We start from the raw sequence: 14,852 nt of genomic DNA, 5'->3' as shown, positions 1-14,852 counted from the left end.
TACACATACTATTTGGTAAGTTCTACTTCTAGTTTCTTAACTCTCTTTTTACTATGCAGTCTTCTGGGTTTTCTTTACCCAACAGACGAGTTTTCCTGGTGCTGTGGGCGCAATGGAACCACACCGATTCCATCCCGAACTCGGTGGTGAAACGTTGCTGCGGCGAAGATACTTGGCGGGTTGCTGCCTGGGACAATAGCAAGGTGCCAGGGTTTTTTTTCCACAATTTATAGCAAAAGCCTCCTTTCGTTGAAAAAGGAGGCTTTTGCTTGTGTTTATTATCAAGCATTACTATGCTTTGTAATTTAAAATCAATGTAAACAATTTGACTGAGCTACACTTGTCGCAAAAGTCACTACAACAGTAGTAGAAATTCTCTCAATCCCGCTAGTAAACTGCATCTGACCAATTGAGGAAATACGTCATGTCAAAGGAAAATATTAGTGGAGGTTGGCAGTTTTGGATCGATCGCGGTGGCACTTTTACTGATATAGTAGCTCGTAGTCCAGAGGGTGAAATTATCACTCACAAATTACTTTCGGAAAATCCAGAACGTTATACTGATGCAGCTATTCAGGGAATTCGAGATATTTTAGGAATTGAGAATAATCAACCTATTCCGGCAGCAGAAATTGCTGTGGTTAAGATGGGAACAACTGTGGCGACAAATGCGTTATTGGAGAGAAAAGGCGATCGCACAATCCTCTTAATTACTAAAGGTTTCCGCGATGCTTTGCGAATCGGTTATCAAAATCGTCCCCACATTTTTGCCCGTCACATTGTTCTACCCGAAATGCTTTATGAGCGAGTAATTGAAGTTGCCGAACGCTACACTGCACAGGGAGAAGAACTGTTACCAGTGGAAATTAATCAAGAGTTATTTGAATCACTACAAGCAGCATACAATAATGGTATTCGCTCTTGTGCGATCGCCTTTTTACACGGATACCGCTACCCCAAACATGAACAAGAAATCGCTAATTTAGCTCAACAAATCGGCTTTACTCAAATTTCAATTTCTCACCAAGTTAGCCCATTAATGAAATTAGTTAGTCGAGGCGATACTACAGTTGTTGATGCTTACCTTTCTCCCATTTTACGCAGGTATGTCGATCGCGTCGCCGCAGAGTTGGAAGGTAGGGGCAGAGGGGCAGAGGGGCAAAAAAACTCTGTAGGGGCGGGTTTTGCTGTTAATTCTTCTGCTATGACTACAGACTTATCTGCTAAACCCGCCCCTACAAACTCAAAACTCTCCCAGTCCCCAGTCCCCAAACTGATGTTCATGCAATCCAATGGCGGACTTACTGATGCTCGAATGTTTCAGGGGAAAGATAGCATTTTGTCTGGGCCTGCTGGGGGGATTGTGGGTGCTGTTAAAACTAGCACTATGGCTGGATTTGATAAAATTATTGGTTTTGATATGGGTGGGACTTCTACGGATGTTTCTCACTTTAACGGTGAATACGAACGCACATATCAAACCGAAGTTGCGGGGGTAAGATTGCGTGCGCCGATGATGTCGATTCACACGGTTGCTGCTGGGGGCGGTTCAATTTTAGGATTCGATGGTTCCCGTTATCGGGTTGGCCCTGAATCTGCGGGAGCTTTCCCTGGCCCTGCTTGCTATCGTCGAGGTGGGCCTTTAACCGTGACTGATTGTAATGTGATGGTGGGTAAACTGCAAGCTGAATTTTTTCCGGCTGTGTTTGGAACAGAAGGAAATTTGCTGTTAGATGTGGAGATTGTGCGTCAAAAATTTGCTCAATTAGCAACAGAAATTAGCGAAAAAACTGGGAGTTTTAGTACTTCCGAACAGGTAGCATCGGGATTTTTAGCGATCGCAATTGATAAAATGGCAACAGCAATTAAAAAAATTTCTGTGCAACGTGGCTACGATGTTACTGAATACACGCTTTGTTGCTTTGGTGGTGCAGGAGGACAACACGCTTGTTTAATTGCTGAAGCTTTAGGGATGAAACAAATTTTTCTTCATCCTTATGCGGGAGTTTTGTCTGCTTACGGAATTGGTTTGGCGGATTTGCGATCGCTCAAAGAAAAGGCAGTAGAACTACAGTTAAATGAGAATGCAATACCTACATTAACACAAATTTTAGACAGGTTGAGTGCGGAAAGTCAAGAAGAAATTATTGCCCAAGGAGTAGATAATTCTTCGATTCAAATTTTGTGCAAAACTCATCTCCGCTACCAAGGCACAGATTCAGCAATTATAGTAAGTTTTGGCGATGTAGAAGTCATGCGCGAACAGTTTGAACAGGAATATCAACAGCGATATGGCTTTATTATGTCTGATAAAAACCTGATTGTAGAAGCGGTTTCTGTGGAAGCGATCGGACAAACAACCACTCATCAAGAACCGACTCTTCCAGCAGTTAGAAACACGCCTTTAGAACCTGTGGCTACAGTAGAAATTTATACTAAAGGTAATTGGCATAAAACTCCAGTTTATCGACGGGAAGATTTAGTTCCAGGCGATCGAATTTCCGGTGCAGCTTTAATCATTGAACCAACTGGAACTAATGTAATTGAACCTGGATGGAATGCAGAATTAACCACAAAAAATCACTTAATTCTCAAACAGCAAAAGGGCAGAGGAGACGATCGATCAAAAATAGAAAATGTCCCAGTCACCAGTCCCCAATCCCCAGTCCCCGATCCCATTCTTCTCGAAATATTCAACAACTTATTTAGAGCGATTGCTGAAGAAATGGGAATTACTTTGCAAAACACTAGTTACTCGGTGAATATTAAAGAGAGGTTGGATTTTTCTTGCGCTATTTTCGATCGTCAAGGTCAATTAGTCGCCAACGCTCCCCACATTCCCGTACACTTAGGTTCCATGAGTGAAAGTGTTCGCAGTCTCATCGAATCCAAAGGTGATACCCTAAAACCGGGCGATGTTTACATCTCCAACAATCCCTACAACGGAGGTACTCATCTCCCAGATATAACAGCAATTACGCCCGTATTTAGGCAAAAATCTGCCAATCCGCTCTTCTACGTTGCTTCTCGCGGACATCATGCTGATATTGGCGGTATTACTCCCGGTTCTATGCCTCCTCACAGTACATCAGTTGAAGAGGAAGGTGTATTAATCGACAATTTCTTATTAGTTGATGGCGGAGAATTTCGGGAAAAAGAATTACTAGAACTTCTTACTTACGGTAGTTATCCAGTCCGTAATTCCCAACAAAATATTGCTGATTTACAAGCACAAATTGCTGCTAATGAACGGGGGGCAAAAGAATTGCTTCGCATGGTAAATCATTATGGTTTAGAAACTGTGCAAGTTTATATGCAGCACGTTCAAGATAATGCTGAAGAATCTGTAAGACGAGTGATTGATGTCTTAAAAGATGGCAGTTTCAAATATCAAATGGATGATGGTTGTGAGATTGTGGTTCAGGTTTCTATTAATCATGAAAAGCGATCGGCTAAAATTGACTTTACTGGAACTTCCCCGCAACAATCTACCAACTTAAATGCACCATTAGCAATTTGTAAAGCTGCGGTTCTTTATGTTTTCCGCACCTTAGTTGAAGATGACATTCCTTTAAATGCTGGATGTCTTAAACCTTTGGAAATTGTTGTTCCTGAAGGGTGTATGTTAAATCCTTGTTATCCAGCGGCAGTTGTAGCGGGTAATGTGGAAACTTCACAAGCGATCGCAAATACTCTCTATGGTGCTCTTGGTGTGATGGCAGCTTCTCAAGGAACAATGAACAATTTTACTTTTGGCAATCAGCAATATCAATATTATGAAACAATTTGCGGAGGTTCTGGTGCGGGAACTGATTTTGATGGAACTGATGCTGTGCAAACTCAGATGACTAACTCGCGTCTCACCGATCCAGAAGTTCTAGAATGGCGTTTTCCCGTTCTAGTAGAAGAGTTTTCTATTCGTCCTAACAGTGGAGGAAAAGGAAGATTTCATGGTGGAAATGGTGTGATTCGTCGCATTCGTTTCCGGGAAACAATGACCGCTGCTATCTTATCTGGTCATCGAATAATTCCGCCTTTTGGGTTAGAAGGTGGGGAATCAGGCGCAGTAGGTCGTAATTATGTTGAGCGCAATCAAGGTAACATTGAATCCTTAGAAAGTAAAGCCGAAATTCTCATTCATCCCGGTGATATTTTTGCTATTGAAACACCTGGAGGAGGCGGATTTGGTCAAGTTACCTGAACAGAGTACGTTGTTGCGCTTCAGCGCTCTACTAGTAGCGCTAAAGCGCAACAACGTACCTATCAATTATTGTTGTTTTACTACTTGAATTGCCCTTCTGCGAATTTCGAGAATTTGACCAATTTCACGGGCAAAACTGGGTTGGCGTTCTATCATTTGATTGACTATATTTGCAGAAATAATCATCACTTCAAGATCGTTCAGAGCAGTTACCGAAACGGCGCTTGGTTCACCGGAAAAGAGTGCCATTTCTCCAAAAAATTCTCCTGCTTTTAGGGGTAGCACTTCATGTTCTGTTCCCCATTCATCTGTCGTTGTTAATAATGCTTGTCCTGAAATAATGATATATAAATCGTTGACTGGATAGCCTTGTTGAACTACTTTTTCTCCGGCTCCAAAGTGGTGTAATACTATTCCTTGAGAGAGGTTATCTAGGTTTGCTTGTTCTTTGTTGAGGGGGACAAAGGCGGGAATAGATTGCAGACTTTCAGCGAATTTTTTGGTGCCTTGCGATCGCGAAGTTGGCCCATGAAAATGGTATAAAGTCCGAATAGGAAAGGGAATAGTAAGATTATTTCGTTGTGCTGCGTACCAGATTCTGGTCATAAAGCGATCGCGAATTTCCTCCAATTCGCTATAATTTTCAATAAAAAATTTGACTTCATAAGTTACACTCGAATCGTCGTAGGAAAGAGTAAAAATTTGTGGCTCTGGATTGCTAAGAATGCCTTGGGTTGATAATGCTGTGCTTTTTAAAACTTGCTTGGCTAAATTAGGCGGATCGCTATAAGAAAAGCCAATTTGAATGCGTTGTGCTTGAAGATATAAAGATTGGCTAAAATTACGAATGGTTTCTCCGCTAATTACTTTATGGGGAATGACAATCATTTCGCGATCGAACGTTTGTAACCGTACTGCCCGCCAGTTAATATCAATTACTTGCCCAACAACATCCCCTACTTTTAACCAATCTCCCACAGAAAAGGGACGTTCAAATAATAGCGCAATGCCTGACATAACACTACCCAAAGTATCTTGAAGTGCTAAACCAATGACGATCGAACTTACACCCAAAGCTGTAACTAAACCTGCCAAATCTGCATTCCACACGCTTGCTAGGACGATCGCAGTTCCCAATAATATTAAAAATAACCGAGAAAGATCGACCAATAGTTTAGGAAATCTTGCCCGCCAAGTATTAGCTTCTGCTTGTTCAAATAATATGACATTCAGCAAAGAAAGTGCAGCATGAATCACACAAATCCACAGCAAAGTTTGCACTGCTTTAATTAAATTATCGTTAGGATTGAGCTTGAGAACTTGCTGCATGAATAGCATGAATACTAGAACGGGTAAAATCAAATTCCGCACAACTAACAAAGTTGCTGCGAGGGGTTTACCGCGCCGCTTCAGTCGATGGATTACTTCGCCCAGAACAATAATTAAGAAAGGGAAACTAACTACAAGAGCGATCGACCAAATTAATAAAGTACTTTCAATTGTTGTATTGTTCATTGCATTGTTCACAAATTTAAATATCTCAACAGTGCGTAGATTTATTATGCAACTCGTTCACTTTTCTCAAATCCGCGATAGCGAATTAGACACGAAGGACACGAAGGAAAGAAAAAGAGAAAGAGAGTAGTATATTTTTAAGTAGTTAACTACCTCCAATTTCAACAGGTGACAGCGTACTTTTTAATAGCCAAGCATTCAATTTTGATTTACCATTTGTTTCCATATTAGTCATTGGTTCAAACTGATAAAGGTCTTGCAACCGACGATAAACTGTGTGAGAAACTAGAATTCCGCCTGGTGGACAAGCATATTTCAGCGCAGCAGCAACATTAATTGTATCGCCCCAAACGTCGTAAATAAATCGATTTCGACCGACTATTCCGGCAATAATATCACCTGAGTTTACACCAATTTGAATGTTGAGTTGTAATCCTCGTTCATGATTAAATCGCCGCACAATCATTAACATTTCTAGTGCTACATCGATCGCTCGTTTTTCATGATCGAGATAGGGAATGGAAAGTCCACAAACCGCCAGATAACTATCACCAATTGTTTTAATTTTTTCCAAGCCATAGCGATCGGCAGCTTCATCAAATGCTGTAACTAAATCATTTAAAATTGCTACAGATTCAGAAGCACTTAAGCTGCTTGATAGTTTAGAAAAACCGCTTAAATCTGAGAACAAAACAGCAACATTTGCCACATCTTCAGCAATTTCTTTTTCTCCCCTTTGAAACCGTTTTGCTACTGAAGTTGGAAAGATACTTAAAAACAATTGTTCATTTTCCCGATTTTTTTGTTCTACCAAATTACTTTGAATGCGAAGACTCTGCACAATTTGATTGATAGAATTTGCTAGTTCCCCAAATTCATCTTCGGTTTGTAAAGGAGTAATTGCATCTAGCTTTCCCTGTGCTACTTTGCGGGTACTGCTGATAAGTTGATTAATCGGTTTAACAAATAAATTTGCCAATGCCATCGCTAACAATGTCACTAATAACATTAGTAAAGTTGCTGAAATTAAGATTTGATAGCGAAAAGAATAAATGGGAGAATATGCTTCAGAAAGATCCATTTCGGAAAGGATTACCCAATCTAATCCCTCAATGCGAAGTGGTGCATAAGAACTGAGCACGGGAATATTTCGATAATCTTTAATAATCCTCGTTCCTTGCTTTCCAGTTAAGGCATCTGCAACGGCTTCTGTTCGCACATACTGTTGTAAAATCGAAGTTTGATATTGGTTAATTCGATCGATCTCTGCCTCACTAACTCCTAGCGATCGCAAAGTCTTAGCATAACCTTGAGGATCTTGTACTAAAAACCGGGAAACCGATCGCATCAGCGCATCTCGCCCGACTAAATAAGTTTCGCCCGTCTTGCCTAAACCATCCCTTTCCCAGTTACGATTACCTGTCATTACATTATTAATTTCATTAACTGGAAGCTGAAAAGCTAACACTCCAATTAATTCAGATTGATTATAAATTGGTGCAGCAATAAACGCCGCAGGAGCTCCATAAGAAGGAGAATAAGGTGCAAAGTCTACAATTTTGGTATAGTCTCTAGTTTTAGATTCTCGCACCATCCGATAAAGCTTTGCCAGGTTACTATCTTTGTAAGCATCTTTCTCCAAATTGGTAGCAAAGTCGGTTTCTTTAAACACAGTATAAACAATATTTCCCTGGGGATCGATCAGGAACATATCGTAGTAACCAAACTTCTGAATAATTTTGCGAAAAATTGGGTGATAACGGGCATGAATTTTGCTATATTCGCTGTTATCTTGTGAATTATTTAAGGAATCTTTTTTTCCGACAGGATTGGGATTAGCGGCAATATAATGATGTTGTAAATAGCGAGAAGCAATCGCATGAGGCAAATAAGATTCTAGAATTGGTGAACCTTCCTCTACCTTAGTCAAACGAGTGAGAAATTCATCGCGATAGTAAGCTGTCAATTTATCATCAAAAGTTGGTTGTACTTCAGCATTTTGCAGTTGATTATAAGCAGAAGTAAATTCTTGTATGGCAGCAATTACTGATGGATCTTCGCTCAAAGTTTGGGTATGATTGCGAATATTTTGGAAATAAGATTCAATCTGGTATGCTTTAGAAGCTCGAACACTGGTAAGTTGGTTAAATACTCGGTTTGTCAGGTTAAGTTGCCCACTGCGATATCCCAGATAAGCGGTGACTAAAATCGAACAACTACTGACAGCCAGCAGCATGACGATCAGTTTAGATTTGATACTTAGAGAAGTGAGCGATCGCATAAATTAAAGTAAAGCTTGCTTCCAAGCCGCAGAAATAGCCCTATATACCATAAGACAGCATAAGCTAAAATATTGTATTCAGCGAACATAAACAAGGTTTACTATGATTTAAAAAGTGTCTCAGAGGATTTATAGTACCTGATTTAAGGTAATCAATAAATCTTTAGCTGTAAAGGGTTTTGTTAAGAAGGCATCAATATCTACTCCAGTTGATTCGGACAATTTATCACCAGTAACTAATCCACTAATTGCTACAATTTTCACTTGGGAATTAATTGCTTTAAGAGTACGAATTGCCATTGAGCCATCCATTGTAGGCATCATCATATCTACAATTACTACATTAATATCTTGAGGATGCTGTGTATAAAGAGAAATTGCTTCCACACCATTAGTAGCAGTTAATGTTTGATAACCATAAGCTTCTAATGAATTTTGGATAATTTCTCGAATAGCTGCTTCATCATCCACAATTAAAATAGTTTCTCCTTTGCCCACAGGAAATTCTAAATCTTCTTCTGTTGTTGTTGCTGAAGGGACGATCGCTGGGAGAAATACTTTAAATGCTGTGCCTTGATTCAGTGTACTAGAAACCGTGATAAAACCACCGTGACTTTTGACGATTCCGATCGCAGTAGACAAACCTAAACCTGTACCTTTACCAAACTCTTTGGTAGTAAAGAAAGGTTCAAAAATGCGATCGATTATTTCGGGAGAAATCCCTGTTCCTGTATCGGAAACTGTCAGTAAAACATAAGCACCAATCTTAGCATCAATATGTTTTTGGGTATAACTGGTATCTACAACTAAATTTTGTGCCGAAAGTTTGAGTAAACCTCCATTTGGCATTGCATCTCGAGCATTAACACAAAGATTGACTAACACCTGATGCAATTGAGTTTCATCACCAGAAACAGCCCACAACTCTGAGCTAATATTGGTAGAAATTGCAATGGATTTAGGAAAGGTTTCCTTTAGCATTTGTTTGATTTGATTAATTAAATTTGCAGGTTGAATTAAAGTATTATTTCCCTCCATTCCCCGCACAAAAAGCATAACTTGCCGAATTAAATCAGCTCCTCGCCTAGTATTATTTTCTAACAGTTCCAACCATTGTTTACTTTGTTTGTCTTGATGTTTCATGGCTAATAACTGCACTGAAATTAATATCGGAGTCAGTACATTATTCAAATCATGAGCAATTCCACTAGCTAAAGTTCCTAAACTTTCCATCCGTTGCGATCGCAAAAGTTGTCTTTCTAACTGTTTGCGTTCAGTTACATCTTGAATTAAAACATAAGTTCCCATGACTTCATCACCATTTTTATCAGGCACATAAGTCACGTCGAGATTATGTAAGCTACCATCTCGAATGAGATTATGTTCAAATTTAACTAATTGCCCTGAAAGAGCTTGAGTTAACTTAGGTAAAATTTCTTGATAGGCGCTATAACTGAAAAAATCTTTTATATACCTATTTTCAATGTTTTCTCTAGGTAATTTGAACCAGTCTTCATAACCTCTATTAACAAATTTATAGCAATAATTGCGGTCGATGTATGATATGAGAACAGGCAAAGAATCGGTGATTAAACGTAGTTGCGCCTCTCGTTGACGCAGTGCTGTTTCTACTTGAATGCGTTCCTGAATTTGTTTTTCTAACTGAACATTTTGCTCTTGAATTTGTCGAGTTAGATTTCGTAAATTGAGATGTAATTGAATTCGCGCCAATACTTCTTCATGTTGAAAGGGTTTAGTAATATAATCAACCGCCCCTAATTGCAAACCCTTCACTTTATCAACTGTGTCGGAAAGGGCACTCATGAAAATAATCGGAATATCTTGAGTAGTTTTTTTTTCTTTCAAAGCTTGACAGGTAGCAAACCCATCCATATCTGGCATTAAAATATCTAGCAAAATTAAGTCAGGAGAAGCATAATCTACTTTCTGAAGTGCGCTTTTACCTCCTTGAGCAACTAATACTTTAAATCCCGCATCTCTCAAAAAATCAAATAAAACATTTAAGTTAGCTGGGGTGTCATCAACAATTAAAATAGTAGCTGGGGTGGAAATACTCATAACTGTTCTCTGTAGTGGCGAATTAATTCTAAAAGTTGCTGTTCTTCAAATGCTTTAGCAAGCTGATGTAATTGAGTAGTACAGGGAATCCAGCGATCGTCAGTTTGCTCTAGTTGAGTTAAGTATTCTATAATTCCTTGTAAATCGCCCTGCATTGCTAAATCGAGAAGAATATCAAGCTCTGATTTGGCTGAAAGTTGAGCAAGATTTTTACTAATCGAAGAAATGGCAACCTCGCTGTTTTTTATTTCCTCTTCTCTATTTGGTGTTTCCGGTTCTTTTTCTTCATAAATCCACTGTAGCTCAAGATGATTTTGGATATGTTCTAATAAATCTTCTTCTCGCACAGGTTTAGGTAAAAAACTATCATAACCTGCTTGCCGACTTGTTTCTTGATCGAAGTCTAATATACTCGCAGAAATAGCAATTACTGTAATATTTTTCAGGGTGGGAGATTTTCGTATACGGCTAATTGCTTCAAACCCATCCATTAAAGGCATAACCAAGTCCATTAAAATTACATGAGGCTGAAATTGAGCCGCTTTATTTAGTCCATCTTGTCCATCTACTGCTTCCATAAGCTGGAATCCTAAAGGTTTTAACAGATCAATCAGTACCGCACGATTTTCCCATTGGTTATCGACTACCAGTACTTTTTTGCCATTGCCCTTATATCCGACAATACTCGGTTTAATTAGTGGCAACATCTCACTTTGGTTAGTTGTTTCTGGCAAAGTTAGATCGAACCAAAAAGAACTACCTTTTCCTAATTCACTTTGCAAATAAATTTCACTACCCATTAATCTCACCAATTGACGGGTAATAGCTAATCCTAAACCTGTTCCTTCAATCTGTTGCGAGTTTCCTCCAACTTGCTGGAAAGGTAAGAAAATTGCTTTCCTTTGTTCCTCAGGAATGCCAATTCCCGTATCTTCAATTTGAAATCGAATTGTCAAAGATTCTGGTTGTCGATCGACAACATTAACTCTAAAATTTACCTGTCCTTGCTCAGTAAATTTAATAGCATTACTCAATAAATTCAATATTACTTGACGCAATCGTTTTTCATCAGTGTGGATATATTTTGGTAGAGGTGCAATTGGTTCATAAACAAAAGCAATCCCCTGACGAAGCCGAACTTTAAACATTTGTACTAAGTTTTCTAAAAAGGCGAGGAATTGAAAAGTATTCTGGTGTAATTCCATCTTTCTAGCTTCAATTTTAGAAATGTCTAAAACATCATTGATTAAAGTTAATAAATGTTCGCCACTTTGATGAATAATTTCTAAACCTTTATGTTGTAGTTCGGTTAAATTAGTTGTTTTTTTCAGAATTTGTGTGTAGCCGAGAATGGCGTTTAAGGGAGTGCGAAGTTCATGACTCATGCTGGCTAAAAATTCGCTTTTGGCGCGGCTTGCTGCTTCTGCCATTTCCTTGGCTTGCTGGGTGGCAACTTCGGCTAGTTTGCGTTCGGTAATGTCATCCAATACCCAAAGACGACCCGGAACATCTTGCAAATAAATTGGTGTGCTAGAAAGGCTTAATACTTGTGTTTGTGGTTGATTAAAAAACCACTGCCAATCACGAATTTCGATTTCAGGATTAGTAAAAAGACTAATAGCTTGTTTGGCAATTTCTTGCTGATTATCTGCTTTGAGTCGGAGAGTTGTCATTGCTTGCGCGATCGCATAAGGTTCCACTGCACCTTGAGAAAGTCCTAATTGCATTGCTGCGTTATGATTCAGCCAACCTTGTTCGCCACTTTCATCAACAAAAACCACACCTTGAGGAATAGTTTCTAAAATCGCCCGTAATCTGGCTTGAATTTTATCTAATCGCGAGTTCATATCCTGAAATCGCAGTAAATTTTTTAATCCACCTAACAAAGATTGGAGAAACTGTTGTAAATTAGGGGAAAAATTTACTTCTTCATACCAAAAGAGGACGATCGCACCACGCATTCGATCGCCTTCCTGTAAAGGTAAAACCGCTACAGATTGCACTCCTTGTGCTACTAAAACCGTTGCTGGGTTAGGAATTGCCGGATAATTCGGATAATAAACGCATTGTTTTTTGGCGATCGCTTCGGCAAATAAATCTGGCTTAGTTAACCGATCTGGAAGTGCGTTAGTTGGTAATCTAACTAATGCTTCTGCTGTCACTTCATCTAATTGACGTAGTACAATTGCGCCGTCAGCACAAAGAAATTCTTTTAAAGTAATTAAAGCTTTAGCGAGCGTTTGTTCAGGATTGATTGCTGTTTCATCTTCGGTCAGAGTTGCTAATGTTTTTTGCGCCGCCGATCGCCATTCCTGCTGTACCAAACTCTGCCGCACTAAAGGACCGATCAAAACAACTATCCCCACAACAATTAGCTGACGAGTAACTAACTCATCGCCATTGAATAACAGGAACACTGACCAAATGCTAAGAAAAATAAATTTAATTGTTTGCGATGGCGATCGCAATGTACAATAAGTAAATAAAAGCGGCACAAGACACAGTAACATAGGACAACCGCTAAATATTTCTAAAATCAATAAAACGCTTGCACCTCCTAACAAAAAAGGTTCAAACGTGGGTAATTTTTCGGGATGACAAGATGGTAAAGATGCTAATTTCTCATCTTTTTTGAAAAAATTTAAGCTTAACTGTTGACTCAAGCTGCTAAACATTTGGCAATAGTATTTGTTACAACTTCTGGCGCACTAATATGGGGAAAATGTCCTTGAGCATTAATATTAATTAATTTAGATTGTGGCAAATTCTTTGCCAAATATTCTCCAACTACTAAAGGAACTGCAATATCGTTATTAGACTGAAGAATAACTGCTGGAACTTTCAGCTTTGAGAGTTCTGAACGGTGATCTGATTGAAAAATTACTCTAGCGACTGCTTGAGCAATATCTGGACGAATAGCGGCTAGGGTGTTGGCAAATTCGATCGCCAATTCTGGGTTTTCGGGGCTTCCCATTGCGATCGGTGCAAAACCACTAACCCAGGCATAATAGTTATTAGACATCGCCGCATAAAGTGTATCTAAATCAGACTGTTCAAATCCCCCAATATAATTAGTAGTACGATCGTTAACATAACGAGGAGAAGCACCCAGAAAAATCAACTGTTTAAAGCGACTTGGATCAATTAAAGCAGCTAATAAACTGACCATTCCACTCACAGAATGACCGATTAAAATTACCTGGGAAAGCTTCAATTGGACACACAATTCTAACAAATCTTCAGCATAGCTATACAAAGAACTATATCGGCGCGGACTGTAAGCTGCCATATCAGATTTTCCGGCTCCCACATGATCGAACAATACAATTTTATAAGATGACTGAAAAGCTGCAACTTGATGCCGCCAAGCGGTTTGATCGGAGCCAAAACCATGTGCAAAAACTAGAGTTTGCTCTCCTTGACCCAAGGTAACAATATTATTTCGCTGGACAATGCTATTTAACATAAATTCTTAATTTCTTTAAGGGTATTTATAGTAATTCTCATTGGTTGTATGGTACAGGGAACAGAAATTAAAACTTGGCTGTACCTCATAAGGCAAGAGAAAAGCTATATTTAGTAATTAATCAAATTCAGGTGATTTTATCATTTTTGTTTTAATTTAATATAGCACTATATTCATAAACGAGTTTAGCAATTTTTACAAAAATAAACTCAAATGGTTGACTTTTAGAAGAGTGGGAAGTATCAAAAAATTGCCACTTGGTACGGGAAAGTAGTAATATTTGTAGAGTAACAGCAAGTTGGCAAATCTCAATTTAGACGTTATTAAAAATGAAAACAGCATTAATTTGTGGTATTTCTGGGCAAGATGGAGCATATTTGGCTCAACTACTTTTAAACAAAGGATACAATGTTTGGGGAACATCAAGAGATGCCCAAGTTTCAAACTTTGAAAATTTAGCACGTTTAGAAATTCGGGATTTAGTCAAGCTCGAATCAATGGCTTTGAGTGACTTTCGGAGTGTTTTACAAGTGATTAATAAAGCTAAACCTGATGAAATTTATAATTTGGCTGGACAAACATCTGTAGGTCTATCTTTTGAGCAACCTGTAGAGACAATGGAAAGCGTTACTCTGGGGACTTTAAATTTATTAGAAGCCATTCGGTTTACAGGAGCAAAAATCAAATTTTATAATGCTGGTTCCAGCGAATGTTTTGGTGATACAGGCGATCGCGCAGCTGATGAAGATACACCATTTCGTCCCCGAAGTCCTTATGCTGTAGCCAAAGCAGCTGCTTTTTGGGAAGTAGCTAACTATCGAGAAGCTTACAATTTATTTGCTTGTTCTGGGATTCTTTTTAATCATGATTCGCCCTTGAGACCGAAGCGTTTTGTTACCCAAAAAATTGTCGCTACTGCTGACCAAATTGCCCAAGGAAAAGCCGAGAAACTTTATTTAGGAGACATATCTATTCAAAGAGACTGGGGTTGGGCATCGGAGTATGTGGAAGCAATGTACTTGATGTTGCAGCAAGAACAGCCAGATGATTATGCGATCGCCACTGGAGAAACAAACAAATTAGAAGATTTTGTCGCCGAAGTATTTAGTTATCTTGGTCTGGATTGGCGCGAACATATAATTATCGATCGCAGTTTTTTCCGACCTACAGATATTGCCATTAGTCGCGGAAATCCCGCTAAAGCAAAGCAAAAACTTGGCTGGGAAGCTCAGTACAAAATGAAAGATATCGCCAGAATGATGGTAGATGCAATTCGCAACTAATGGAGCAGGGGGGCAAAGGAGATGGGG

At 39.0% G+C, this 14,852-nt stretch carries 7 protein-coding genes and 1 rRNA gene; 3 read left to right on the top strand and 5 right to left on the bottom strand.

Features of this window, described 5'->3' with window-relative positions; all coding sequences use genetic code 11:
- Nucleotides 1–94 precede the first annotated feature (94 nt).
- Both rrf and IQ264_RS26685 read left to right on the top strand, forming a co-directional pair.
- Nucleotides 95–212 (top strand): 5S ribosomal RNA (rrf, locus tag IQ264_RS26690).
- Between the two features lie 212 nt (nucleotides 213–424).
- Nucleotides 425–4,201, top strand: coding sequence for a hydantoinase B/oxoprolinase family protein (locus IQ264_RS26685; protein WP_193984629.1), 3,777 nt, complete (start codon nucleotides 425–427; stop codon nucleotides 4,199–4,201).
- Between the two features lie 66 nt (nucleotides 4,202–4,267).
- Here IQ264_RS26685 and IQ264_RS26680 read toward each other — a convergent pair whose 3' ends face one another.
- From IQ264_RS26680 to IQ264_RS26660, 5 genes are all read right to left on the bottom strand, one after another.
- Nucleotides 4,268–5,716: a mechanosensitive ion channel family protein gene (locus tag IQ264_RS26680; RefSeq protein ID WP_193984627.1), complete on the bottom strand. Its 1,449-nt coding sequence runs from the start codon at nucleotides 5,714–5,716 to the stop codon at nucleotides 4,268–4,270.
- 145 nt (nucleotides 5,717–5,861) lie between these two features.
- Nucleotides 5,862–7,997, bottom strand: coding sequence for an adenylate/guanylate cyclase domain-containing protein (locus IQ264_RS26675; protein WP_193984625.1), 2,136 nt, complete (start codon nucleotides 7,995–7,997; stop codon nucleotides 5,862–5,864).
- A 129-nt stretch (nucleotides 7,998–8,126) separates the two neighbouring features.
- The gene (locus IQ264_RS26670; protein WP_193984622.1) at nucleotides 8,127–10,076 is read right to left on the bottom strand and encodes a response regulator; all 1,950 of its coding nucleotides are present in this window, start codon (nucleotides 10,074–10,076) and stop codon (nucleotides 8,127–8,129) included.
- Nucleotides 10,073–12,751, bottom strand: coding sequence for an ATP-binding protein (locus tag IQ264_RS26665; RefSeq protein ID WP_193984620.1), 2,679 nt, complete (start codon nucleotides 12,749–12,751; stop codon nucleotides 10,073–10,075). Before IQ264_RS26665 ends, IQ264_RS26670 begins: the two co-directional genes overlap by 4 nt.
- Nucleotides 12,736–13,542: an alpha/beta fold hydrolase gene (locus IQ264_RS26660; RefSeq protein ID WP_193984617.1), complete on the bottom strand. Its 807-nt coding sequence runs from the start codon at nucleotides 13,540–13,542 to the stop codon at nucleotides 12,736–12,738. Before IQ264_RS26660 ends, IQ264_RS26665 begins: the two co-directional genes overlap by 16 nt.
- Nucleotides 13,543–13,871: 329 nt before the next feature.
- Between IQ264_RS26660 and IQ264_RS26655 the strand changes: the two genes are divergently transcribed.
- Entirely contained in the window at nucleotides 13,872–14,825 is a 954-nt protein-coding gene (locus IQ264_RS26655) for a GDP-mannose 4,6-dehydratase (RefSeq protein ID WP_193984615.1), read from the top strand.
- Nucleotides 14,826–14,852 lie beyond the last annotated feature (27 nt).

This window comes from [Phormidium] sp. LEGE 05292, assembly GCF_015207735.1.
Lineage (GTDB): Bacteria > Cyanobacteriota > Cyanobacteriia > Cyanobacteriales > Aerosakkonemataceae > Floridanema.
The sequence above is the reverse complement of the archived record's forward strand: the minus strand, read 5'-3'. Positions and strand labels throughout refer to the sequence as shown.

Excerpts from the sequence above, each read along its gene's own strand:
- IQ264_RS26675 (WP_193984625.1), bottom strand. The coding sequence starts at position 7,997 with ATGCGATCGCTCACTTCTCTAAGTATCAAATCTAAACTGATCGTCATG.
- IQ264_RS26655 (WP_193984615.1), top strand. The coding sequence starts at position 13,872 with ATGAAAACAGCATTAATTTGTGGTATTTCTGGGCAAGATGGAGCATAT.
- IQ264_RS26665 (WP_193984620.1), bottom strand. The coding sequence starts at position 12,751 with ATGTTTAGCAGCTTGAGTCAACAGTTAAGCTTAAATTTTTTCAAAAAA.
- IQ264_RS26685 (WP_193984629.1), top strand. The coding sequence starts at position 425 with ATGTCAAAGGAAAATATTAGTGGAGGTTGGCAGTTTTGGATCGATCGC.
- IQ264_RS26680 (WP_193984627.1), bottom strand. The coding sequence starts at position 5,716 with ATGAACAATACAACAATTGAAAGTACTTTATTAATTTGGTCGATCGCT.
- IQ264_RS26670 (WP_193984622.1), bottom strand. The coding sequence starts at position 10,076 with ATGAGTATTTCCACCCCAGCTACTATTTTAATTGTTGATGACACCCCA.
- IQ264_RS26660 (WP_193984617.1), bottom strand. The coding sequence starts at position 13,542 with ATGTTAAATAGCATTGTCCAGCGAAATAATATTGTTACCTTGGGTCAA.